The 23,325-nt window shown below is 34.0% G+C and carries 20 protein-coding genes, 1 tRNA gene and 3 pseudogenes; 6 read left to right on the top strand and 18 right to left on the bottom strand.

From position 1 onward, the window contains the following. Positions 1-172: 172 nt before the first annotated feature. Positions 173-583, bottom strand: coding sequence for a zinc-ribbon domain-containing protein (locus tag OPR42_RS06015; protein WP_007302100.1), 411 nt, complete (start codon positions 581-583; stop codon positions 173-175). Positions 584-621: 38 nt separating this feature from the next. Here OPR42_RS06015 and dapD point away from each other — a divergent pair, with 38 nt between their 5' ends. Next, positions 622-1,464, top strand: a complete 843-nt coding sequence (dapD, locus tag OPR42_RS06010; RefSeq protein WP_064085332.1) for a 2,3,4,5-tetrahydropyridine-2,6-dicarboxylate N-succinyltransferase — start codon at positions 622-624, stop codon at positions 1,462-1,464. Here the strand turns inward: dapD and OPR42_RS06005 are convergent, their stop codons facing one another. After that, a complete protein-coding gene (locus OPR42_RS06005; protein ID WP_052264858.1) occupies positions 1,465-1,746 on the bottom strand; it encodes a DUF2610 domain-containing protein in 282 nt (93 codons plus the stop codon). Next, positions 1,747-2,118: pseudogene (locus OPR42_RS06000) on the bottom strand (hypothetical protein). 95 nt (positions 2,119-2,213) lie between these two features. On the opposite strand from OPR42_RS06000, the gene OPR42_RS05995 reads away from it, so the two are divergent. After that, positions 2,214-3,242 (top strand): class I SAM-dependent methyltransferase, encoded by a 1,029-nt coding sequence (locus OPR42_RS05995; protein ID WP_265042119.1) that lies wholly within the window; start codon positions 2,214-2,216, stop codon positions 3,240-3,242. Between the two features lie 922 nt (positions 3,243-4,164). Here the strand turns inward: OPR42_RS05995 and OPR42_RS05990 are convergent. The 6 genes from OPR42_RS05990 to OPR42_RS05965 all read right to left on the bottom strand — a co-directional run bounded on the left by OPR42_RS05990 (position 4,165) and on the right by OPR42_RS05965 (position 9,319). Further along, positions 4,165-5,505 (bottom strand): ankyrin repeat domain-containing protein, encoded by a 1,341-nt coding sequence (locus OPR42_RS05990; RefSeq protein WP_264683079.1) that lies wholly within the window; start codon positions 5,503-5,505, stop codon positions 4,165-4,167. A gap of 109 nt (positions 5,506-5,614) precedes the next feature. Next, on the bottom strand, positions 5,615-6,094 hold the full coding sequence (locus OPR42_RS05985; RefSeq protein ID WP_265042118.1) for a helix-turn-helix domain-containing protein: 480 nt from the start codon (positions 6,092-6,094) through the stop codon (positions 5,615-5,617). A 302-nt stretch (positions 6,095-6,396) separates the two neighbouring features. Beyond that, positions 6,397-6,987, bottom strand: a complete 591-nt coding sequence (locus tag OPR42_RS05980; RefSeq protein WP_265042117.1) for a COQ9 family protein — start codon at positions 6,985-6,987, stop codon at positions 6,397-6,399. An 18-nt stretch (positions 6,988-7,005) separates the two neighbouring features. Next, positions 7,006-8,361, bottom strand: coding sequence for a UDP-N-acetylmuramoyl-L-alanine--D-glutamate ligase (gene murD, locus OPR42_RS05975; protein ID WP_265042116.1), 1,356 nt, complete (start codon positions 8,359-8,361; stop codon positions 7,006-7,008). A gap of 150 nt (positions 8,362-8,511) precedes the next feature. Then, complete coding sequence (locus OPR42_RS05970; RefSeq protein WP_052264645.1) at positions 8,512-9,222, bottom strand: triosephosphate isomerase; 711 nt, start codon at positions 9,220-9,222, stop codon at positions 8,512-8,514. 24 nt (positions 9,223-9,246) lie between these two features. Continuing rightward, positions 9,247-9,319 (bottom strand) — tRNA-Thr (locus tag OPR42_RS05965). Positions 9,320-9,396: 77 nt separating this feature from the next. Here OPR42_RS05965 and rsmA point away from each other — a divergent pair. Together rsmA and guaB are read left to right on the top strand one after the other, a co-directional pair. Beyond that, positions 9,397-10,191 (top strand): 16S rRNA (adenine(1518)-N(6)/adenine(1519)-N(6))-dimethyltransferase RsmA, encoded by a 795-nt coding sequence (rsmA, locus tag OPR42_RS05960; protein ID WP_019236635.1) that lies wholly within the window; start codon positions 9,397-9,399, stop codon positions 10,189-10,191. A gap of 123 nt (positions 10,192-10,314) precedes the next feature. Further along, entirely contained in the window at positions 10,315-11,802 is a 1,488-nt protein-coding gene (guaB, locus tag OPR42_RS05955; RefSeq protein ID WP_265042115.1) for an IMP dehydrogenase, read from the top strand. 206 nt (positions 11,803-12,008) lie between these two features. Here guaB and rho read toward each other — a convergent pair whose 3' ends face one another. From rho to icd, 6 genes and pseudogenes are all read right to left on the bottom strand, one after another. Continuing rightward, positions 12,009-13,415 (bottom strand): transcription termination factor Rho, encoded by a 1,407-nt coding sequence (gene rho / locus OPR42_RS05950; protein ID WP_265042114.1) that lies wholly within the window; start codon positions 13,413-13,415, stop codon positions 12,009-12,011. 194 nt (positions 13,416-13,609) lie between these two features. Continuing rightward, positions 13,610-14,215 (bottom strand): cell cycle transcriptional regulator TrcR, encoded by a 606-nt coding sequence (locus tag OPR42_RS05945; protein ID WP_265042113.1) that lies wholly within the window; start codon positions 14,213-14,215, stop codon positions 13,610-13,612. A 114-nt stretch (positions 14,216-14,329) separates the two neighbouring features. Further along, a pseudogene (locus tag OPR42_RS05940) lies at positions 14,330-14,444 on the bottom strand (IS5/IS1182 family transposase); the annotation flags it as partial. Between the two features lie 279 nt (positions 14,445-14,723). Further along, positions 14,724-15,371, bottom strand: a complete 648-nt coding sequence (gene nth, locus OPR42_RS05935) for an endonuclease III (RefSeq protein ID WP_010402332.1) — start codon at positions 15,369-15,371, stop codon at positions 14,724-14,726. A gap of 21 nt (positions 15,372-15,392) precedes the next feature. Next, a complete protein-coding gene (locus tag OPR42_RS05930; RefSeq protein WP_265042112.1) occupies positions 15,393-16,694 on the bottom strand; it encodes a molecular chaperone DnaJ in 1,302 nt (433 codons plus the stop codon). 66 nt (positions 16,695-16,760) lie between these two features. After that, positions 16,761-18,188: an isocitrate dehydrogenase gene (gene icd, locus OPR42_RS05925; RefSeq protein WP_264719588.1), complete on the bottom strand. Its 1,428-nt coding sequence runs from the start codon at positions 18,186-18,188 to the stop codon at positions 16,761-16,763. Positions 18,189-18,322: 134 nt separating this feature from the next. On the opposite strand from icd, the gene OPR42_RS05920 reads away from it, so the two are divergent. Beyond that, complete coding sequence (locus OPR42_RS05920; RefSeq protein WP_265042111.1) at positions 18,323-18,793, top strand: RDD family protein; 471 nt, start codon at positions 18,323-18,325, stop codon at positions 18,791-18,793. A gap of 74 nt (positions 18,794-18,867) precedes the next feature. Here the strand turns inward: OPR42_RS05920 and OPR42_RS08915 are convergent. From OPR42_RS08915 to serS, 3 genes and pseudogenes are all read right to left on the bottom strand, one after another. Further along, positions 18,868-18,933: pseudogene (locus OPR42_RS08915) on the bottom strand (WPE palindromic element domain-containing protein); the annotation flags it as partial. Positions 18,934-19,116: 183 nt separating this feature from the next. Further along, complete coding sequence (gene purD, locus OPR42_RS05915; RefSeq protein WP_265042110.1) at positions 19,117-20,388, bottom strand: phosphoribosylamine--glycine ligase; 1,272 nt, start codon at positions 20,386-20,388, stop codon at positions 19,117-19,119. A gap of 31 nt (positions 20,389-20,419) precedes the next feature. Beyond that, positions 20,420-21,700, bottom strand: coding sequence for a serine--tRNA ligase (gene serS / locus OPR42_RS05910; RefSeq protein WP_064085932.1), 1,281 nt, complete (start codon positions 21,698-21,700; stop codon positions 20,420-20,422). Positions 21,701-21,827: 127 nt separating this feature from the next. Here serS and OPR42_RS05905 point away from each other — a divergent pair, with 127 nt between their 5' ends. Next, complete coding sequence (locus OPR42_RS05905; RefSeq protein WP_213864008.1) at positions 21,828-23,315, top strand: hypothetical protein; 1,488 nt, start codon at positions 21,828-21,830, stop codon at positions 23,313-23,315. Positions 23,316-23,325: the final 10 nt, after the last annotated feature.

Here is a 23,325-nt window from a genome sequence, read left to right as displayed (position 1 = left end):
CAGAAGTAGAAAAAATCTATACAAGTTTTCTGGATGTAAGCTTCTGAAACAAATCTATAGTAAACGATGTAATAACAACCATAGGGTGTTATGAAAGTAGCTGACATTGGAATGACACTACCATAAAGGAATAAGTGTAGTTACTTGCATAACATTGATGACTTATGCCTATTTAATTAGATCTAAAATTAGATAGAAAAAGGTAATCTTGATAAAACTCATTTACAACAAGTTCTCTCGCACTTGAATTTTCCGTTTGCACTTTTTTGTATCCTAATTTATGGCTTATTGAATCTTTATATGAACTAACTGCTTTATATATCTTACTTACCTCTCCTGGAAAGATACCACCAACAATTATAACGCATAACCCTGCAACTGTTGCAAAAGCTAGAGTTAAACTTTGCCTCCAGTTAGCTTTTTTTTCTTGTATACCAGCAGGGCACAATTCACTTGACATTTCTTTTAGATACTCATGCCACATGTGATTGCAGTTTGTACATTTCACTTTTCTTCCAGATTCACCTATTTGCCCACGAGATACTAAGTAAGTTTTAGTACAATTATGACATTGTATTTTCATAGTGCTTACGTATAAAATAATATAAATTTGATATCAATATGTATATAATAAATGAAAAATTTGCAACTAAAAAATTACAAGATGAGATAGAAAATATTTGGAAAGATAAAGAAAAACTTAACGACTATAATCTAAAACACGAAGCAAGATTAATAATCAAAGAGGTAATTGAGTTACTTGACAGTGGTAAAATTAGAGTAGCAGAAAAGCTATCAAGTGGAGAATGGATAGTACATAAGTGGATAAAGCAGTCAATATTATTACATTTTCTCACTGAGGAAAGCAAAATAATAGACAATACCAATTGCTGGTTTGACAAAATTGGTAGCAAGTTTAGTGAATGGAATGAGGAAAAATTTTACCAGTCAAAAATTAGAGCAGTCCCTGGATGTTTTGTCCGCCAATCTGCTTACATAGGTAAAAATGTTGTTCTAATGCCAAGCTTTATCAACGTTGGTGCATATATTGATTCTGGTACAATGATAGACACTTGGTCAACAGTTGGTAGTTGTGCACAAATAGGAAAAAATTGCCATATTTCCGGTGGAGTGGGAATAGGCGGAGTTCTCGAGCCTATTCAAGCTTCTCCAGTCATTATAGAAGATAATTGCTTCATTGGAGCGCGCAGTGAGGTAGCCGAAGGTGTCATAATAAGAGAAGGATCAGTCCTTAGTATGGGGGTGTTTATTGGAGCATCAACAAAAATTATTGACAGAGAAACAAGCAAGATATTTTATGGTGAAGTACCACCTTACTCTGTAGTTGTACCAGGATCTACTCCACCTAAAAACAACATTTCAACCTATTGCGCAGTTATAGTAAAAAAAGTGGACGAGAAGACGAGATCAAAAACTTCTATAAATGAAATATTGAGAATCTAACTACTTACCGTCACTTTTTTTATCATTATTACTAACTATAGTAATGGCATATGCGCATAATTCTGGAAAAGAGATCCCGTTTTCTTGAGACAGCTTGTATAATTTTTGCAAACTTTCTTTAACTTTATTAGGAATGTTTCCTCCACGCTCCTTTGCAAGCCATGAATCTTGATGGTGAATTGGATGAGTATCACCCTTTGGATTTCCTATATATACTGCAAAAGGTGCATTCTGTCCTTTGAAATCACACTGTACAGTAAATTTTTTTATAGACTCAACCATTTAAAGACCTCTACTTTTCTTTTTAACCGATTTTATAGAAGATACAAGAGGTGGTTTTTTGATAAAATCTTGCCTATTAAACACACTTTCTTTGCGTTCTAAAGCTCAACGAACATCGGCTCTGTTTAGCTGTGACTCTTTTGCTAACCTCATTCCATGCTTTACCATAATATTAGCATATGCTAACACTTTTTTTACTAACTCTAGGTCACCATTCAGCATTTTAACTAATGCTTGAAATACCTCCGCTAAAGTTAATCCATCAGCACCTACAACCTTATTTTCTACAAAATTGACAACTTCTTCAAATTTATATTCAACACCATCATCTTGAGGTATAAGGGTAACATAATCCGTATCTTGACTATTCATAACCAAAGCACTATCGCCTTTAAACTTATATTATATATATAAATACTCCACTATTTTATAGTATGGCACGCTATAGTTAAACATTTATTAATAATATGCTTACTTATATACACGAATTAATTGATAAAAGCCAAGGATCAATATCCATCAGTAATTTTATGAATGCTGCTCTATATCATAAAGAGTACGGCTATTACATGAATAAATTACCACTTGGCAAAGATGGTGACTTCATTACTGCACCTGAAATTAGTCAGCTATTTGGTGAAACAATTGCAGTGTGGATAATGAATACATGGGAAAAATTAGGAAAGCCATCAAAATTTTCTCTAGTTGAACTTGGACCAGGTAAAGGAACACTCATTCATGATGTAATAAGAGTCACCAAAAAATATAGCTGTTTTTTTAGCTCAATGGACATTCATCTAGTTGAGATAAGCCCTATTTTACAGAAAATACAAAAGGAAAAATTAAAGGGATTAGATATTAATTGGCACACAGATGTCGACAACTTACCAAATCAGCCAACTATTTTTTTTGCAAATGAGTTATTTGACGCCCTTCCAATTGACCAATTTATTTATCGTGATGGGCAGTGGTATGAAAATAGAGTAATAAAACAAGATGATGGCAGTCTTTCATTGTCACTCCAGTGCTTAACCAGACCAAAAACTGGATTCCAGACTGGAATGACAGGGGGTTTCAATGGTGCAGTAGTGGAAGTATGCCTAGCCGGAATCGAAATATTAAAGAAACTTGAGAATAAGATAGTCAATAACGGAGGAGCTGCCCTGATTATAGATTATGGTTATGTATATCCTTCATACAAGAGCACTTTGCAATCGATAAGGCAGCATAAATATACTAATTTTCTTGAAAACGTCGGTAATAGTGACATCACTGCACTTGTGAACTTTCAATCATTAAAAGATTCATTAAGGCACGTAAATTGTGAGATTTTGACTCAAAGAGAATTTTTACACCTTTTTGGTATAAAGGAAAGAGCACAAGCTTTAATGAAAAATGCAAGTAATGAACAGAAGAATAAGATCTTCAGTGAATTTTTAAGGTTAACTGAAAATATGGGTACTCTCTTTAAGGTAATGCTGATTCACCATTTTTAGTCTTGTGTAGTTCTTATGTTAAACATACAAATACTAAAAAATTTACAGAATAAAAAAGGTAAAAAAAACGTATCTGTTCAGCAGAGTAGCAAAATAAGATAGACAGATAAGACTATCATAGGAACAAATAGGTGTCATGAAAGTAGCTGACACTGGCATGACAACAAAAAAGTTACTCAAATGACACCCTTTTGATGCACAATTTTTGGTGCATCACGTACTGATTTTCATCCAAGACGATGTCATGCAAGTAGCTGACACTGGCATCCAGCCTTTTCGCGCAAAAAACGTTGTAAAGTGTTTACCAACTTAGTTGGATCCCAGCTGGAATGACACTTGGTTATGCAAGAAATCTATTGTCAAAAAAAATTACTTCCGCATATTTTGAATCTGATTATAATGACAATTAGAGATATTTTAAGAGCTCAAAATCTATCTTTGTCTGCAGACTTTCAGTTAACTTTTCAATAAAAAACGTAGCGTATCTTTTTCAGCGGTCTGTCATATGTGCGCTGCATTTTTTTCTAATCTTTTTATACAGGAGGATTTTATGTCCAGAATTCCAGATACTTGACCTTTACTTTAGCTAATAACAGGCGCCTGTGATTTTTATAAAGAAAGTGTAGGAAAAACTGTTTCCAGGCATAAATTTGCCATGTATACCTAAAAAGTAATTATATTAGCATAATATTCATACTTATATGCCAATATTAATATTCTTTGAATGGAATACGAAATTAATGTTGAAAAAATATGTACCAAAAAATTTATGTGGGATCTATGCCGAAGCTCAAATTGCATGACACCATTTATTTTTATGGTTTTGTCTATTTTATTTTGCCACTCTGCTAAACAGATACATTTAATTCCATTTTTATCGAGCAGATAATTGTCATATATTAGCTTAGTTCTCCTGTTATACTTAAATATAAATCAGCATAGCCCTAATTTTTTTATATATTTTACTTCTTTCTCTATATTTAATAATAGGCTTGAAAATAAATGGTAAACCTATAATTGTTAAGCTTAGAGCTAGGATTGAAAGTACACAAAAGGCTTTGTGTTTACTATGTAGCTCTTTCAAGTAAAGCATCAAAAACCTACAAAATTTTTTGTAATTTTCTTCAATATTTTTTTTGCTATGAGCCTTGTCAATAAACATATCTATTGCAGTATAATCATTACTACAATTAATTGCCCCTTTTTCTATTAATAGCTGAGCTATATCAAAATAATCCTTTTGAATAGTAAGATGCAGAGGTGAAAAACCTTGTTGATCACAAATATTCATATTGGCTTTTACTGCTAACAACATTCTTACAATTTCTACATGGCCTTTTTTAGCTGCAAGTAGCAGAGGAGTTCTGTTGCATCTAGTGACGGCATTAACGTTTACCTTAAGCTCCAATAAGAACTTAACTGCTTTAGTATCACCATTATAGCTAGCTTTATGTAACCTGGTGTTACCGCTACAATCTTGGTCATCTGCTTCTATTCCCTTTGAAACAAGAAATGTTACCATTTGCCTATTATTATGCTTAATAGCGCAATCCAGTGCATCAAAACCATGTTTATTTTTTGTGCAAATAAACTCTTTTAACTTAGCTTTTGCTTGCTTTACAATAAGCTTTACCAGTTGCATTTTGTTGTTATATGCTGCTAGAAAAAGCGTAGTATTATTTTCTGCATCTTTTGCTTCTATGTTTGCACCTTTCTTTATCAGATATTCTATAATCTCTGCTCTACTTTCATAATGTGTAGTACATTGATAAATGGTCAAAAATAAAGGAGTACGAAAGTTGTTATCTTCACATTCAAGATTTGCTCCGCTATCAATTAAAATCTGGACGCTCTTTTTAGAACCGTATAATGAAGCTATGTGAAGAGGAGTATAGCCTTCCTCAGCATCTTTTTCATTAACTTTTGCGCCTTTTGTTATTAAAAAATCCATTAATTCTGTGTCATCTTGTAGTGTAGCAAGGTGAAGTGGAGTAAATCCATTTTTATCTCTAGAATTAATTGTCAATTGATTAACAAGAAGTTTAGCAATTTTTTTGTGTCCATGCATAATAGCATAATGCAGTGGATTTCTATTTTCATTGTCCACAACATTAAAGTCAGCTTCGTGCTCTAATAATGATTTTACTCCAACTAAATCGCCTTCTTTTGTAAACTTATGCAAGAGAGTGACTCCGCTTACATCTTTTGAGTTAATATCAAATCCACTTTCTACCAATTGATGTATGTCTTCCTCACACGCCATACCATTTTAATTAAACCCTTTTCGCATTAACAATACTCCCACTTAATTAAGTTTGAATGAATCTGTAAGAGAGATATCACAATTTATTGAAGTTACTAAATCCGATATATTAAAGTCCACAATTTCCTGAATAAAGCCCTGACGATATTTTGCACACATCCATCTGCACACGCTCTCCAGGTACTTTACAGTTATAACGCTTGACCTGTTTGCGATAATGACGTTTAACATGCAGAAGACTTACATCATGTTTTTTGAAAATTTTGTGTATAGTAGCCAATGACAAGGATAAATCATATAGACGTCTTAACTCGGTTTGAATACGCCTTGCCCCTAGCTTTCTAGTTTGTCTTAGATGAAGAATAAGCTGCTCATCTGAGTCATTGATCTTTTGCAAAGGTGAAGTTTTAGGCTTACTACTGAGATCTACTAATCCTTTTTCACCTAACTCTTCATAACGTTTGTACCATTTACGTAAGGTAAAACGTGAAATACCATAATGCTGACATACCTTTCCTGCATGACCCAACTCTTTGTATAGTTTTATCCAACTCAGACGTAGTTTAACCCTAGAATTTATCCTTTGCAATTGTAATAAGGTCTATAAACTACTGCAAATCCAAATTTCTATTTGATCTTACATTCTTATTGTAATAACCTCTATGGATCACACAGCATTAGTCGTGTATCTGAACAGATACTTTTGTACATGGATCAGCTTTATGTGTATCAATTCTGTCTACTTCAAGTTTCCAGCAAAACTACTTTCTAATGTATTGCTTTCAATCAAGTTCTTTGTTAAGCTCACTGTTAGTGGATGTTCAATTATCTTAACATAAAAATCAAGGCAGCTTTAGGTATAAATACGAGTAACTCGTATAAGTAAAGAGTCTATAAGAAGTTTCTTACCATTCTATTCAAACGGGTTTTAAACTTTTGAAATGTCATGACATTGTTGATACGTTTGTCAAGAAACGACAGGGTATCTGCAAAATCTTCTGAATAATCATTGATAAAAAAAAGTATCGTACTTAAGTACACTCCAGCTAATATTGCTCTTTTTGTATAGTAGTTAAAATCTGTTGATTGATCATGAATGCCATACCAAATCGTGCTAACAGTTCTGTACAAGAGTTTACTAGAAAAGTATGCATTTTTTGGTAATATAGAGAATGATAAAACGTTTTTTAAAAACTCTCTGTAATTTTGTAACTTAGCATAGTTTGAAAGGCGTATTTGGACAGCTAACTTTATCCGCTCTCTTACCTTCATATCTTCTAAATTGGAATTCCAAAGTTCAGTTTCCATTGAGCTATTTAAGTCCTCTGCTATGTACTCCAAAGCACTATATATTCCATTTTGAAATTTACAAAAACTATTGGCTAGGTTAAGGTTCGTGCACACTTTCAATAAGGTTGCATCACTTATTCCTTCAAATGGAATAACCTTAATCAGCTCATCTACTATTAACTTTTGTTCCATACAATATTATACTAAACATCACATATAATTGTACCTGAGATTTTCAAACATTCTGCAAAATGCTTCACCGCGCTCTTCAAAATTTTTCCACTGATCAAAAGAAGAACATGCAGGAGAAAGTAATATCGCTACTTCTTCTTTGCTATTTATGGCCTCTTCAAAAGCCAGTTTAAATGCGTTTTCTAGATTATAGCACTTCATATAATCTATTTTGTTCTCCATAATGTTTGCAAAAACTTCAGTTGATTCTCCAATAAGAAAAGCTTTTCTAATCTTGGTGAAATGCTTGCTTAATGATTCTATTCCGCCTTTTTTGCTTTTTCCGCCAACAATCCAATATATGTTTTTATAAGATAAAATTGCCTTTTCGGTCGATTCTGAATTGGTTGCTTTGCTATCGTTGATAAAAAGTACATTATGTATTTTGCCAAGAAATTCATTTCTGTGTCTTAGCCCTGGAAAGGATTTGATTTCATTGACAATAGTGCTGCTATCTACTCCAAGTAACTTGCACACAGCGTGTGCAGCTACTATATTTTCTACATTGGATACTAGGTTTATTTTCACGTCGCTTACTGATAAGCTATGATTCTCTAGTTTCCCAGTGCCTAGGCACTGGGATGACAAAGAGGGTGACATCGAAGCTGAGATTGGAATTTTGTTCCCAGTGAATTTATTGAATACATCAGCGGTAATTTTGTTATCACATCCTATCACGGCAATCTTGCTACTGTTTATCAATTTTAGTTTAGTTGCTATATAGTTATTCATACTTCCATGTCTATCTATGTGGTCTGGTGTGATGTTGAGCAATACAGAAATATCCACATTAATTTCATTCATTAGCTCCAATTGAAAAGAGGAGAATTCAATTACATAAATTTCTGCATCTCTTTCTAAATCCAAAATAGGCACACCTAAATTCCCGCCAATAGCTACTTTTTTCCCTGTGGATTTTAATATGTGCCCTATTAGTGACGTGGTGGTTGATTTGCCATTTGTTCCAGTGATGCCTACAACCTTCTGGCTTGTAGTTTTAGTTTCAAGAAATAGCTCAATGTCTGATTTTATTTTGCAGTCAAAGCTTCTTGCAAGTTTTACTACCCAATGCGTTGGTATTGGCACTCCAGGGCTCAAAATTAGTGTGCTTATCTCACGCCAATTATACTCATTGGGATGAGTAAAGTTACACTCTTTATATATCTTTTTTGCATTTGCTATTTGCTCTTTATTATCATCCCATGCATATATTTTTGCACTGCTTTTTGTTAGAGCATTAATAACGGACAAACCAGTTTTACCAAGGCCGAAAACCGCAACACTTTGATTTTTGTATTTGTTTAGTTGCACTTCTAGATAACTTATGCGAACCATTTTATAAAGATATAATACAAATTATAATGACTTCTTCCATAGTTTTTGGCAGTGCTTAACTTTATTGTCACAACCTTAGCCAATAGAAAACTCCTTGACACATTTTGCCAACTCCCTTACCATTACAATAAGAGTATTTATACTTTAGAATTAATTAAGAGAAAGTTTTTTCTCGACTTGTTGTATAATTTGATAAAAGTGATCAAAATCTAAGCTTGCACTACCAATTAAAACTCCCAATAGATTTGGAATACTGAGCAAGTTTCCTATATTTTCTGAGCTGACTGAGCCACCATATATAATGTGTTTTTTACCAGTACACAATTTTATTATCTCTATCACCTCAGCAATTGCGTCATTATTTGGCACATTTCCTGTTCCTATTGCCCATATCGGTTCGTATGCTATGGTATATTCACCTTGTGTTGGCAAACGGTTTTTGCATTGATATTCTATTACTTCTTTTGTTTTTTTATTTTTATAATCTTCTGAGTTTTCACCTACACAGATGATTGGGTGTAATCCTGATTCTATTGCTGTTTTCGATTTAAGTTTTATTTCACTATCTTTTTCATGAGCCCTTTCAGAATGTCCAAGTATTACGTAACTACATCCTAGTTCCTTCAACATTCCTGCACTAATTTCACCTGTGTAAGAACCGAACTCTTTATGATGGCAATTCTGTCCTCCTATTTTAATATTGTTGTTCAACTCTATATTGCTTGGAAATGATGTAAAAGGAGGGCAAATTACTAATTTAGAGGTAATTTCGTTGCTCTTGTTGTTAAGTTTGCCTATAAAGTTAACAAATGAAGAACGTGTTCCATTCATTTTCCAATTTGCTACTATTAAAAAAGACATCAATTTTTCTTATATGAATGAGAGTGCCGGCTGTCGGACTTGAACTGACAACCTACTGATTACAAGTCAGTTGCTCTACCAATTGAGCTAAGCCGGCATTAAATACACTGACAATATACAATTATTGATGAATTTTCGTCAACTAATTTTTAAAATACTGCATACTAAGATCATATGAAAAAATTTTTACTGAAGCCAAAAAAGAGTCTAGGGCAAAATTTTATTTTATCGAATGAGATAATAAAAAGAATAGTTGCCTTAGCTGGTAGCCTGAAAGATTTTAATGTTATTGAAATTGGTCCTGGGTATGGTGCGTTAACAAGAGAAATATTGGCATATAATCCAAAGTTTCTACTTTCTATAGAAAAAGATAGTAGTTTAGTGAAACATCACGAACAATTGCTAAATGAGCATCAGGGAAAATATAGAATTATAGAAGCAGATGCACTTAATGTTGTAGAAAAAGAGCTGGTAGAATGTCCAGTCAAAGTCATTGCTAATTTGCCTTACAATATCTCAGTAGCGTTATTTTTAAAGTGGTTAAATAATATAAAATTTTTTACGAATTTGACGTTAATGTTCCAAAAGGAGGTAGCAGAGCGTATTACAGCAGAACCTAATTCTAAAGATTATGGTTCCCTATCAGTGCTAAGCCAGTTACTATGCGACATAAAAAAGGAATTTGATATTGAACCTAAGGAATTTTTTCCAAGACCAAAAGTATATTCTTCAGTAATTACAGTAAAACCTTTACCCACTCCAAGATTTGCAGTAAATTTAGAAACCTTAACAAAGCTAACACGTGCTGTGTTCGCTCAAAGAAGAAAGATGCTGAGAAATAGCTTGCAAAGTATAACTAGTGATGTCTCAACTACTCTTGAGAATGCTAAACTGAGTGGAGACGAACGTCCAGAAAGCTTAACTATTGAGCAGTTCTGTTTGCTAGCAAATAATATAATTATGCGATAAATATATTAGGAGCTACATACCTCTTCTATCCTATTTTGATCTAAAAATAGCTGGAGCTAGGCTAATTTTGCAAAAGCTCTATTGCAATTTCATTAATTGGCGTATAAGCTTTAAATAAAGCATATGAAAAAAATGGAAGCTTGTTATTCGTTTGACGATGTACTTCTCTTACCGGCCTATTCTGATGTATTGCCTCGTGATGCAGACACAAGAACTTATCTAACAAATAATATAGAACTAAATATCCCTCTCATATCCTCTGCAATGGACACTGTCACTGAATCAGGCTTTGCAATAGCTATTGCCCAACATGGTGGAATAGGTTGCATACATAAGAATTTATCAATAGATGAACAAGTGTTAGAAGTAAGAAGGGTGAAAAAATATGAAAGCTGGATCGTGTATAACCCAATTACAATTTCCCCAGATAAAACAGTTGCAGAAGCAGTTTCATTAATGAGAGAGTATAATTATTCCGGCATTCCTGTAGTTGATCAACGCAAGTTAGTGGGAATTTTAACTAATCGAGATGTGAGGTTTATTGAAGACCAGAACATGAATATAAAAGTTTCCGAGGTAATGACAAAAGATAAGTTAGTAACAGTTCGAGAGCAGGCAGTAAACAGCGCCTCAGCAATGAAATTGTTGCATGCAAATAGAATAGAGAAGCTTTTGGTTGTTGATGAAAATTCTTGTTGCATAGGTCTAATCACAGTTAAAGACATCGAAAAATACAATAGATATCCAAATTCATGTAAAGACAGTAAAGGTCGACTCAGAGTTGCCGCTGCAATTGGTACTGGTAAAAAAGACGGTATAGAAAGATGTGAAGCTTTGGTCGAAGAAGAAGTTGATGTGGTTATTGTAGATACCGCTCACGGTCATTCCGAGAACGTTATCAGCACCATTAAGGAAATAAAAAAGATGTATCCGAATACGCAATTAATCGGCGGAAATATTACAACAAAGGAGGCTGCTGAAGCGTTAATTGATGCTGGTGTTGATGCAGTAAAGGTTGGAATAGGGCCCGGATCAATTTGTACTACCAGAATAGTTACAGGTATTGGTATGCCGCAATTCTCTGCAATCAAGAATGTTGCAGAGGTGTGTAGAGCAAAAAACGTCAGACTAATTGCTGATGGTGGAATAAAATATTCGGGAGATGTTGCAAAAGCTATTGCAGCTGGTGCTGATACTGTGATGATAGGTTCAATCTTTGCTGGTACTGAGGAAAGCCCAGGTGAGATTATCATGTATAAGGGTAGAGCATATAAGGAATATCGAGGAATGGGATCTATTAGTGCAATGAAACGAGGGTCAGCTAGCCGTTATTTTCAAGATTCAAAACTTGATTTAGTCCCACAAGGAGTAGAAGCAAGAGTTCCTTTTAAAGGTCCAGCTTCAGGAGTGATCTATCAGTTAATTGGTGGGTTGCAAGCTGCAATGGGTTACACTGGCAACCGTAATATAGAAGAGATGAAAAAAAACTGCAAATTTGTCACTATTACTTCATCAGGGTTAAGAGAAAGTCATGCTCATGATATAATCATTACACAGGAAGCTCCAAATTACGCTTACCAAGCATCTAATTTATCATCTGATTCAGAGTAAATACAATCCCCTTTTGAGTGGGTCATTTCAACACTGGTACACAATTGATATTAATATTAAGAGTCAAAAAGATGTCATCTAAATCAGTGCTATAAGTTGGAATAGCAACTTAAGGTAGATTGCCAGCTTAATATATTTTGATAAATCCAAATTATTTTAGCTATAAGAGAGCTTTGCTTTTTTGCTCCATCAGAATTGGCTTACTTTTAGTGATTCATGGAGTTAAAAAAGTCAGCATTGCTCTTTGTTAAAAGTAATTTGTCACGTAAAAACTCCATTGCTTCAACAGATCCCATAGGGTTAAGTATCCTACGCAATACCCATATTTTATTTAGTATGGCCTTATCAACTAATAGCTCTTCCTTCCTTGTTCCGGATTTTGTAATATCAATAGCAGGGAATATACGTTTATCAGCAAGTTTTCTATCTAGTATAATTTCAGCATTACCTGTGCCTTTAAACTCTTCAAAAATAACATCATCCATTTTTGAACCAGTTTCTATAAGGGCTGTAGCGATGATTGTCAAAGAACCACCATTTTCAATATTACGAGCTGCTCCAAAAAAGCGTTTTGGTCTTTGCAGCGCATTTGAATCTACACCACCGGTTAGAACCTTTCCAGACGAAGGAATGACTGCATTATAAGCACGTGCAAGGCGAGTTATAGAATCAAGCAAAATCACTACATCTTTTTTGTGTTCAACCATTCTTTTAGCTTTTTCTATTACTATTTCAGCAAGTTGGACATGACGGTAGGCAGGTTCATCAAATGTAGAGCTTACCACTTCACCCTTTACAGAGCGTATCATATCTGTCACCTCTTCGGGTCTTTCATCTATAAGTAATACTATTAGTTCTATTTCAGGATGATTTGTAGCTATAGAGTGAGCCATTTGCTGAAGCAATATCGTTTTTCCTGTACGAGGTGGAGCAACTATCAATGCTCTTTGTCCTTTTCCAAGAGGTGTAACTATATCTACAGCACGCATGTTTATATCTTTTTTATTATCTCCGCTAATGTTGTTTTCAAGGATGAGGCTTTTTTCAGGATAAAGTGGAAGCAAATTATCAAAATGTACGTACTTTCTTAATTCACTGATTTCAGTAGAGTTTATACTGTGAACCTTAGTTAAAGTAAAATATCTTTCTTTATCACCAGGTGGCCTTATTTCTCCACATGCCATATCTCCTGTACGTAAATTAAACTTCTTTATTTGGCCATTGGAAATATAAACATCATCGGTACTTGGAGCATAATTTGCACTTGATGAACGTAAGAAACCAAAACCATCAGGCAATATTTCCACTACTCCACTTCCTGTGGTTATGCCTCCTTCTTCACTCATTTTCTTCATTAAACTGAATATCATTTCCTGTTTTAGCATCCTGCCATTGCCTTTACCACTAGTTGAAATTTTTCTTTCTTCAGCTAGCTCTAACAATTCTTCTGCTGTTTTCTCTTTCAATTCGCTCAGGTCCAATGTTTTCTTGTTTTTTTCAGCACCTTCACTGGTCATTTGTTTTGCTGCGTCAGCATTATGAATTTGTTCGCTTTTTTCAGGTTGACCTACAACCTCTCCTTTTGCTAAGACATCTTCATTGATTGTTGTCATAATCCTCCAAAAATTTTAATTGATGCTTACTAACCTAAAATGTGAGTATAAAACAATAAATTAGGCTGAGCTAGTTTTTAGTGCGTATTTAGACTTAATTATTATTAAACTAGATACTTTACTTACATTATACTGATAAAAACTAACAAGTCAAGTCAATTTAATATTAACAAAGTACAAGAATTTGAGAATCATCAATAGCTATTATTTATATTTTTTAATCTTTGTTTCTTCTCTTCTTCTACTTTCGCTTTTTCTACTTCCGCTTCTAAATTTTCCTGGCTACATAAACCAAGTAGTACAGGATCTTGAGGTTTGATATTGAGTATGTTATGATGAGATCCATCTCTTACCTGCTCAACTGTGTAATTTGTTGTACTAACTAGCTTAGCTATCACATTATTGTTCAAGATAGGAAATTTTTTTACCAAATAATAAATCGCATTAGGTTTATCTCTACGCCTTGCTGTGGAAGCAAAGGCAAGAAAGCTAATCGTCTTTGCCCTTTTTTTCATATTTTTTATAATCAAATTTGGTACACGATTTGGATTTTTTTTGCAATTATCGATTTCTTTTTCAGTAATTATTTCAGAAATAATAGGGTCATACTTTTCAACTTCTATTTCCTCATCAGCTATGTCTTGTACTTTTTCAAGGGATAACTTGCAACATTGTGCTATTTGATCAAAAGTTAAGCTAGTGTTATCAACCAACCAAGCAGCTACTTGCATGAGAAATTGTTCATTTCTATCTTTATTGTCTTTAGAAGATTTCATTGACATCGAAAAAACATCTCCCATTTTAATATTCCTTTACTGTTATAGAAATAAAATATAAACCATTAAAACTAAAAAAGCATTAACTTTGTCATCCAATGGCTTTTTGGTTTATATTTCTTATCTCTTAGAACCTGTTCATAATCTTTTGAGGAGGAAAGAAGTAAAAGCAAATTTGTAGGCTAGTATTAAGTTTACGCTCGCAATTTTTCCAAAGTCGCCTACATTTTTCCAACCAGGCAAAAGATCTCTCACGTTAGCTAGTTGTTACTCTCTAATCCTGAAAATTGGCGTTCTATACTGTCTTAAACGTTTTATAAGCTCGTTTCAGCTTATGTAGGTAAAAACCTAGAAATATTGTGAAGACATAAGGTGCACATAGTGCAAAAAATTAAAAATAAGACGCCAACTGTATAATACTTTTGTCGTTTAATCTGCACAGATTGAAGATAATAAAATACCTTCAGTCTTATGATAAGGAAAATGGAAAAATGTGTAAAGTAATCTTTTTCACCTCTGTGAGCTACTTGAATTAAAAAAGAAGAGATACTAACCTCTTGCATTCAAACTCACATAAATCATGAATTATGCATGTTTCACACGAAGGTTTTTGCGCTTTGCAAACATATCTACCATGCAAAACTAGCCAATGATGAGCATAAAGTAGGTATTTTTTTGGCACTACATTCAAAAGAGACTGCTCTGTTTTAAGTACATCTTTTTCTTTCACAAGCCCAACTCTATTGCTCACTCTAAAAACGTGAGTATCAACTGCCAATGTTGGAATACCAAGCCCTGAATTTAAGAACACATTAGCGCTCTTTCTCCCAACCCCTGGTAAAGATACCAAATCATCGAAATTAGTAGGCACTTTGCTATTGTACCTCTCAATCAATATTTTACTGAGCCCGATTATATTTTTTGCTTTGGAATTATATAAACCAATACTGCTTATGCATTTTCTCAGCTCACTTTGCCCAAGATTCAACATTTTTTCTGGCGTATCAGCGATACTAAATAGCTCCTTTGTAATTTTATTAACACTTATATCGGTCGTCCGCGCTGACAGAACTATTGCAACTAATAACGTAAAATGATTGGTATAATTTAGCTCTATTTTTGGCGCAGGATTTGACTGTTGAAATTTTTCAAATATTAATTCTACTTTTTTTGAGTCCATGCATAGAGCTAAAAGCTTATACTACACTGTTTGCTGTGTAAATTCAATTGCTTGAGGATTAGATAGTCCTTCAATATTAACATCAGACATATCAGTTTTTACCTCATCAAAATTCCTTTCAGCAAACTCGCTTGCCACTTCTGCAAAACATTTTCTAACAAGAGGCATGATAATTGGCATTAACAGTTTTCGTGGATCATACCGTCCTAACAGATCAGTCTCCTTTTGCACTCTATCTCTTGGATCCTCTTCTAGTAAATCTTTTGTGTGCTTGTCAGCATATATTTCACAGCCTTTTGAGAAAATAGGAGCTAATGCTTCAATTAATACTGCCAATAACAATAGTGGACCAAGTACAGCTCCACCAACAGTTAATCCATTAGCAATGAAATTTATTGTAACTAAATAAACAGAAAAAGCAGCTAAAGGATAGTTGATAAGAAGTTTACTGCTTAGCTCGATATAGCTCATCTTACTTATGAATTCATCAGTAGAAATTTCTGAATTGGCATACTTTTTCATATAATGACCTACTAATAAACGAGAGGCGTTATTAATAATGATATTAAGTGCTATGATCCACCATGAAAAATAGCAACCTATAGTAATTGTAGTTAATATAGCTAAAGGCAGAAAACTTATTTTTGGTACTAACATTAGAGCATTTTTGCGCTCTATAAATTTCAATGCTAATGTCTTTTTATCTTCTTCAATTAGGCTTCTCTTTTCTTTTAGAGGAGTAATATAATTGAATAATTGTATGCTTGGCTTTGCTATATATTGATATAACTCTTGCATTAACTTTGCACTTTGTACACTCTTCTGAAAATTATCTAAATTTGGATTTAGCAAAATCCTCTCTATTTGAGCCTGAAGTTCATTATAGCTTTTTAGGTCTTCTCCAAACGAACAATCATTTCTTTTTAGTATAGCAATCAACCCATCAAAATCTTTACCTACAGCTTCTTCCTCACTGATTTTTAGCTCGTTAAACAACTTTCTCCTATAGTGAAACTCTCTTGCCGTTAAACGTCCATTACTTTCAGCACCAACACTGACTTTAACACAAGGATTTCCTGACTCCAAAGGTTCAATGTACTTTTTTAGCTCTTGATAAGCTTTATAAATCTGATCAAATCTATTTTTGTCTCCACCTTTGTCAGGATGGTTTGCAAGAATTAACTTCTTATGCTGCTTCTTCAAAATTGCGCTAAGCTCTTCATAATTCTTGTCTACAACTTGCTTAGCTTCTATTTCTAATATGTCGAATAGATTAGCATTATCACGAAACTCCTGATTAGTTAACTTAAAATGTTGACTCATTACTATTCCTCACATAAATATATCATATTTAGTGTTTTACGCAAACACAAAAACATTAAACAATAATCAGGAGAAAAAACCCTCTTTTCCATCATATAAATACAATTTATCCATTCTCACCACGTCAAAGCTATTTTCTTCAAGTTTGATTAGCAAGTTATTCACATCAATATTTGTAATAGCTTGCTTTTCATTATTTGCGATAAACCTGCAGGTTATTTGGTCACTTGAAGATTTTGAGCCTCCTGGCCAAATTGCAAGTCCTTTTGAGTATATTGCTATCATTTTCAGATTACTCGATTCAAATAATCTTACTATTTGATCAAAATTGTTGGATTTGTCCCAAGCAAGCGCTATATCACTACCCACTAGCTTTTTAACTTTGTAATCTTGTTCGTAATGGTCTTGTACTTTATTTATTTTACTATCCAAATCACTGCTAATTATAAGCTCAGTTAATGTTGCAGGTTTCTTTCCTAGATTATCTATAACAGCTTGTGCAAATTCTTTTGTCCCAACTTTCTGCTTGCTCTTTTTCTCCTTATATAAATCAGCAGTGTGTATTCCATCTTCTAAGGTTTTTAACCATGCATTGTAAATTAGCTTTGCAGTACTCACTTGACCGATATAGACCAACATATGCACTGCAGCATTTAAAAGACCAGAAGGATTAGCTATGTTTTTTCCTGCAATATCAGGAGCAGAGCCGTGAACCGCTTCAAACATTGCATATTCATTACCTATATTGCTACTTCCTGCAAGCCCTACAGAACCTGAGGTTTGTGCCACTATATCTGATAATATGTCGCCATATAGATTTTCAGTTACTATAACATCGAAATTCTCGGGTTCTGTGGCAACACGTGCCATTCCAATATCAACTATATAATGTTCCGCCTTTATATCCGGATATTCTTTTGCAATACGATCAAACGCTGCATGAAAAGCGCCGTCAGTCATTTTCATTATGTTGTCTTTAGTCAGGCAAGTTACTTTCTTTCTGTTATGTTTTTTCGCATATTCAAAAGCGTACCTGCATATTTTTTCTGAGCCAGATCTAGTAATAATTTTAGTGCATTGGTAAGAATCACCAGTGAGCCTATGCTCTATTCCCGTATAAACGTCTTCTTCATTTTCACGTATTACAACAACATCAAATTTATCGAATTTATTTTCTATAACAGGGTGATACGAAATGCATGGTCTAATATTTGCATACAGCCCTAAGTTCTTTCTGAGCGCAACGTTTAAGCTTTTGTGCCCTTTACCTTGAGGGGTTGTTGTTGGAGATTTGAGTAATATCTTTGTCCTTTCGATAGATTCCCAACCACTCGGAGAAATTCCATGAGACCATTCCTTACTATAAACACGCTCCCCTATTTCAATAATATCTATTGAGATCTCTGCTTTCGCTTCACGCAATATCGACAGCACCGCTTCCATAATTTCTGGTCCGATACCGTCACCATACGCAACTGTGATTGGTGTTGACATAACTTTCCTAACTACAAATGACTTAATGTTAATTCAAATAATAAAGTGGGTCAATGTTGCTAAAATAGCATATTTACGGTTATTTCATAATGAACTTTTATAGTGGTTATAGCATTGCAAAATATGGAAAGTGTATGGATACTAAAATAAGTTATGCAGGAATTCTAAGGCGAGTTTCAGCATGTGTGGTCGACGGTGTTTTATGGATGATAATAGCATTCGTTTCACTCCTTTTTGATCTAGATAATGTGGATAAAAACATGACAATTCTTATGGCAACACTGCTTATAACATATATAATATTTAATATATTAACAATAACAAAGTACGGTTGCACCCCAGGAAGATTACTGTGCAGTGTACGTATAAAAGATGCAAATACATTTAAAAACGTTACTCTAATGCAAGCAACAATAAGATACATTTTTAGGGAAGGCATTTGGGTTATTTATAGTTTTCTGTCTTATCTTTTGCCTGGCTATGTTTCTGGATGCCTTTTTATTATACTAACTTTAGTTTTAATGTTTGCAATATTTGATCAACGCAAACAAACGTTTTATGACAAAATTGCAAAAACAGTAGTAATAGACTATAAACCTAGTTGATATTTTTCTTTAGTTGTTACCACCAAGGGTGTTATTTCAGCGCGTGACCCACATCTGTACGAACATTGCAATTAGCAGGTAATTTGCATAATAGAGGGTGTCATTCCAGTGCTTGACACTGGAATCCAGTTTTCCATATAATCTCATCGAAAACGTTGTAACCACTTTCTATGCTAGTGTGCTTTCATCAACCTGGATCCCAGTGTCAGCTACTTTCATGACAAGAAAAGAAGCACTGGTTTCACATGAATCTGAACAGATATCATGTTTTTCTTTAGTTTACTGCTTACAAAGTGACTTTTTTTGTTTCTGCATGAGCTAAATTAACTACCAATATCATACCTGAAGAACCCACCTGACCATTCTAGAAAATTTAACGCTGAGTACACTTTACTTTTAGCTTCTTCCACAGTATTTCCTTCTCCTACTATATTTAGCACCCTTCCGCCATCGGAAATCCAATTACCACTTTCATCCAACTTAGTACCAGCATGAAAAACTAGCACACCAGGAATGTTTTCAATTTTATCCAATCCTTTAATTACCTCTCCTTTTTGATAATCACCAGGATAGCCTTTACTTGCAACAACTACACAAACTGTAGTTTTGTGATTAAACTCCACTATTTTTGTATTTAACTTGCCTTCTGCAACTGACAACATCAACTTTAACAAATCACAATTTGGATCAAGTCTAGGTAAAATAGATTGTATTTCCGGATCCCCAAATCTAACATTATACTCAAGAAGCTTTGGACTATCTTTGCAAATAATTAAACCAGCAAAGAGTACGCCTTTATAGGATGTTCCCATGTTAGTCAGTGCTTGAATTGTAGGATATATTATTTTTTGGATAATTTTTTGCTCCATCTCCTTACTTATAATCGAAGGTGATGAGTATGACCCCATGCCTCCAGTATTTTGTCCCTCGTTATTTTCACCAACTCTCTTGTAATCTTTTGCACACCCAAGGGTTACTACCTTCAACCCATCAATAAGAGCAAAAAAACTTACTTCCTCTCCAATTAAAAACTCTTCTATGATTATTTCTTCACCTGACTCACCAAGATTTTTCTCCACTAGCATTGAATCTATTGCTGAAAAAGCTTCATTTTCTGTGTGGCATATTATGACGCCTTTCCCTGCTGCAATTCCATTTGCTTTAATTACAAGCGGAAATTTTATTTTATTACTACGGACAAAATTTTTAGCTAACCTTTCATCAATAAAACGCTCATACTTTGCAGTTGGTATACCATACTGTTTACATAGTTCCTTCGTAAAAGACTTTGATGCCTCAAGTTTTGCAGCTGCTTGACTTGGAGCAAAAACATTTATTCCCTCTGCAGCTAAATCATCAGCAAGTCCATTAATTATCGGTTGCTCTGGACCAATAATTACTAGCTCTATATTTTCTTTCTTGCAAAATTGTATAACATCCACTGAATCTTGAATATTTATATTCACAAGAACTCCAAAATTTTCCATGGCCGGGCGACCAGGAGTAACATATAACTTAGTCAAGGTAGGAGACTTCTTTAAAGCCCAAAGTAAAGCATGCTCACGCCCACCAGAACCTATAACCAGAACCTTCATCTTTATTTCCTCGCTTTTCTATATGTCAAAATTATTGTTTGCTTATAACAGTATCATTACTCATGTATCTTTGCAACACGTTTGGTATTGTAACTGACCCATCGGAATTTTGATAGTTCTCCATTATGGCAACAATTGTTCTTCCTATGGCTAAAGCTGAGCCGTTTAAAGTGTGAACGTATTTTTTTGTTTTTCTGTCAGTTTCTAAGAAGTATTTAGTGTTCATTCTTCTTGCCTGGAACGTACCGCAATTTGAGCAGCTTGATATTTCTCTGTACTTATTTTGCTCAGGTAACCATACCTCTATATCATAAGTCTTTTGTGCAGCAAAGCCCATATCACCACTACAAAGCAGCATTATTCTATACGGTAGTTCTAATTTTTTTAATATTTCCTCAGCAGCATTTGTCATGCGTTCAAGCTCATCATTTGACTGGTCTTCAGTTGTGATGCTTACCAACTCCACTTTACCAAATTGGTGTTGCCTTATCATACCTCTTGTATCTCGTCCTGCGCTACCAGCTTCTTTACGAAAACATTCTGAATATGCAGTAAAACGAATAGGCAGTTCTTTTTCTTCTATTATTTTGTCAGCAACTAAATTTGTTAAAACTACTTCACTTGTGGGAATTAATCTTAATTTATCGGTAGTTAAATATGAATCATCAAAAAATTTTGGTAGTTGACCAACATTATACATCGCCCTATCCTTTACTAAAACTGGATGATGCACTTCAGTATAACCAAATTCATTAACATGTGTTTCCAGCATAAAATTTATTAATGCTCGTCCAAGCTTAGCTAACTGTCCTTTTAGTATTGTAAACCTTGATCCAGAAATTTTTGCTGCTTGTTCAAAATCCATCAAGCCTAACCTTTCTCCGAGTTCATAATGAAATTTTGGCATAAAACTAAATTGCCTTTTTTCTCCATATTTTCTGATTTCTACGTTGGAGCTCTCATCTTCACCTATTGGTACATTTTGTGCAGAAATATTTGGTAAGTTAGATAAAATATCCACTAACTTATTTTTTTCTGTTTGCTCCTTGAGGCTGATTGTCTCTATCTCACTTGTGATGCTTTTTGATAACTTTACTTGTTCTTCACATGGGCTTTTGTTCATTTTAAGCCTCTTTATTTCTTCCGTGACCTCGTTTCGTTGCTTATTTAAAGCTTGCAATTTAGTAGTCAGTGATCTTTTTTTATGGTCAATCTCTAATATTTCTTCTGTAGTAAATTCTTTCACCCCTCTGCTTTTTATTGCTTTTTCAAATCCTTTAGGGTTTTTGCGTATATGTTCTATATCATGCATATGTTGTGCTATTACTAACATCATTACTCTACTTCAAAAGCTTTGAATGCTCAATATTTTTACATATAAATGCTAATATTGATTTTACCTTCATAATTTGCTAGAATTGATAAACGTGAAATATAATATGTTAGCCATCATAGAAAGATACAATAAATCTAAAGAGAGTACTCACTTCACTAAACTTAAGGCTAGTGGAAGATTTGCTGTCTACGCTTTTTGTATATATTTGGCGACTACATTTACCATTGGCTGTTTGGGATTAATAATGGGATCTTTCCTCTTAACCTTACCACTTGCTATGCTCATCTCCAACCCTATAGCTTGGATCTTAATGGGAATAGTGCTTGCAGCGACATACAAGATGGTTATTGAACCTTTATTTTACTTGGTAAAAGGTTATGTTGATGAAAAAGGAACTGTAAAGGAAGAAAAGAGTCCAAAAGAGCAAAAATTCACAAGAAGTAAATCACTGGATAGTGGACTAGATACTATATCAAGACAAACAAATGATTCGGATCAGAGGGTACGTAGAAATTCCTATTCTCCATCTACAGATAGTGGTATTGTACCAGGAAGTGAACCTGCCTCAAGTAACAATAGTCGTAGAAATTCTAATGCTTCAGGAGATAGTGGTTTGGGTGGCAAAGAGTTTCATGAAAATTTACAAACTCTTATGCATCAGACAAATAGAGAAAATTACTATTACTGGCTACAAGAACATGATATTTCTCATATTGCAAGAGCTGTATATAACTATTCAGAAAATTCAAGTGGCAATGTAGTTTTTTGTATTCCTGGTGATGTGAGTACTTTAAACTCAAAACTGAAAGAGTATAAAATAGAACAAGGGAACACAAAAAAAATCTTTGCCTCGATTATTAATTTAGGAGGAAATCACTGGGTAACACTGATAGTCACATGTAATGGTAACAGACAATTTAGAGCTTATTATTGTGACTCATTTGGTAATAAATTACCAAATGAGGTTGAAGGAAAGGTAAAAGACGATATAAGTCTTGCTAATGAGATTGCTGAGAAGTGTCTAGTACCCTTAAATAATGAGGTGGGAAGTTTAATACGGAAAAGAGAAAATAATCCAGATAATGCTAGCCTTAAAGAGAAAAAAGATGATGTTGAAAAAACATTAGGTCATGCAAGAGAATATAGAAATAAGTTAGTTAGTAAGCCAATTGATACTAGTTATATAGTGGGCATATTGCAGGAAACCTTAGAGATAGGAAATGATAGCATAAAGAGTTCTGCAGTTGATCAGCAAAAAGATGGCTGTAATTGTGGAGTATTTGCTTTAGAAAATGCTCATAGGATTACGGAAATGCTCAACGAGGATAAATCATTTGATGAAATTGACAGAGAGTTATCAAAGTACAAGCCTAGTCCAGGACAATTGCACGAGAAGAGAAGAGAGTTCGCAAAAGCACTTATGGAGGATGAAGAGTGGAAAGAATCCATTGCTGAAGGTGGAATTTTACATGATACTATACAGCAGCTCATTTCTGAAGATAGTAAGAAAGAGGAGGCACAATCTACCATAAGTTCGATTATTCAAAATGTTACTACAACGTGTGCAAGACGTTTGGGCTTAAGTAATTAATCTATAAAAT

Origin of the sequence: Wolbachia endosymbiont (group B) of Melanostoma mellinum (genome assembly GCF_947251465.1) — a bacterium.
Classification (GTDB): Bacteria; Pseudomonadota; Alphaproteobacteria; order Rickettsiales; family Anaplasmataceae; genus Wolbachia.
Note: the sequence above shows the minus strand (reverse complement) of the source record. Positions and strands in the feature narration are given on the sequence as shown.